Consider the following 1,715-nt stretch of genomic DNA (forward strand, 5'->3'; position numbering starts at 1 on the left):
AGTAGGTATATAGGTTGTAGAACTAACTTTTGCCCAAAAACGTACTTGTTTGGTACCGTTACCTAAATTATCGGTTGTTGGTGAAATTAACTTTAAATCTCCTGTAGCAACAGGCATATATACATAAAAACCGTTACCTGTTCTTCCTGCTGTTGAATAAGTGTATCCATAACCTGTATGACTGTCTAAATACGTCCAACATGTTGGAGGGGAAGCGTTACTGCTTGTTCCTTGAGCTGTTGTATCAAAGCTTTCATAAAAAACGCCCGCTGCTGTTGGCTGTAACATTGTAACTACGTTAGAGTAACTAACACTATTGCTTGGTGTACAGGTAACAACAAAACGGTAATCAGATGATACTGTTTGATTTGTTACTGTATATGTTGAACTAGTTGCTCCTGTAGCTACCCAAACACCTGTACCGGCGTCTGAACGCTCCCACATGTACGAAATACCGCCTGCTTTAATTGCTCCTGCTACAGATAAAGTAAATGGTTGACTTGCACATGTACGAGATGTAGGAGTTACTGAAGCAGTACCTGCTGTTGGTGAACCTGTACAAGGAGCCATAGATGTTATAGAAATCGTACCATTACCTGTAGTATCTGGATTAGGCACAAAACCTGCTTGTCCAAACATTATAGTTGTAGCGGCTGCAATACCACCAATGTAAGAAGAACCGCCTCCGCTGCCTTCCCATTGGGCTGCACCACCACCGTACCAGCCGCCTCCGCCGCCAGCACCAGTATTATTTCCTGAATTATTTCCGCCTTGACCAAAAGACCCATTACCCATAGTACCAGTACCACCAGCAGTTTGAGATCCTCCGGTACCACCATAACCTCCAGCCGCACCATTGCCGCCTGTTAATCCACCGCCATGACCTCCGTTGTTCATTGTATTGCTTCCGCCATTATTAGATCCTGCACCACCTGCACCACCTGCCACGATAATAACAGCCGACTGGTTAGTTGATAACGTACTTAAAAGTCCTGTCGTCGTTGCAACATGTGATGCCCCTCCGCCTGAACTAGCTGGAAGAGACACAGAAGAATAAGCCCCTGAAGTACCACCACCATTAAATCCACCTATAACAGAAGTCGAAGCTACCTGTTGTGTTAAACCCTTTCCTCCAACGTAAATATAATACGTGGTAGAGGTGGTAACATTGAGAATTCCTTTAGCATAACCACCCTTACCACCGGTATTTGCGGCCAAGTTATTTCCTCCATCGCCTCCCCAAGCTTCTATTTCATAACTACCCGCGGGAAGAGTTACTGTTTGTACAGCTCCTGTGTAGTTAAAGGTTTGTGCGTGTCCTTGAAAAAAAGTCAAAAACAAACCAATTAGAAATAAAACGAAGACATTAGTCGTTAGCCACCGTATTTTAAACCTTGATTGCTGTGTAATGTTTTTCATAAATAAAATTATTATAATTAGTCAATTAAACCATAAACTTAACATTTTTTTTTAATTATATGATTTTTTTATTATGTTTTTTTAAGTTTTAACACAAAAAATAATTATTTAAATATTCTTATCCTATAAAAAAATAATTTCTAAAACACTTACTTTTTAAAATAAAAACTCGGCAAGGTTTTCACCTTGCCGAGTTTCATTCATTATCTGTATAAATTAATTACTTCTTAACAACTGGATATGCAAATAAAAATTACAGTTTAAGTTAAGCGACATTTTTGTAAAATTGATTTTGA

Annotated in this window: 1 protein-coding gene; it reads right to left on the reverse strand. The window is 39.4% G+C overall.

The window, feature by feature from the left end:
- Positions 1-1,419: glycine rich domain-containing protein (locus EG242_RS14700; RefSeq protein ID WP_235831929.1), on the reverse strand; the 1,419-nt coding region annotated here is incomplete at its 3' end.
- Positions 1,420-1,715: the final 296 nt, after the last annotated feature.

Origin of the sequence: Paenimyroides viscosum, assembly GCF_003858535.1 — a bacterium.
Taxonomy (GTDB): domain Bacteria; phylum Bacteroidota; class Bacteroidia; order Flavobacteriales; family Flavobacteriaceae; genus Flavobacterium; species Flavobacterium viscosum.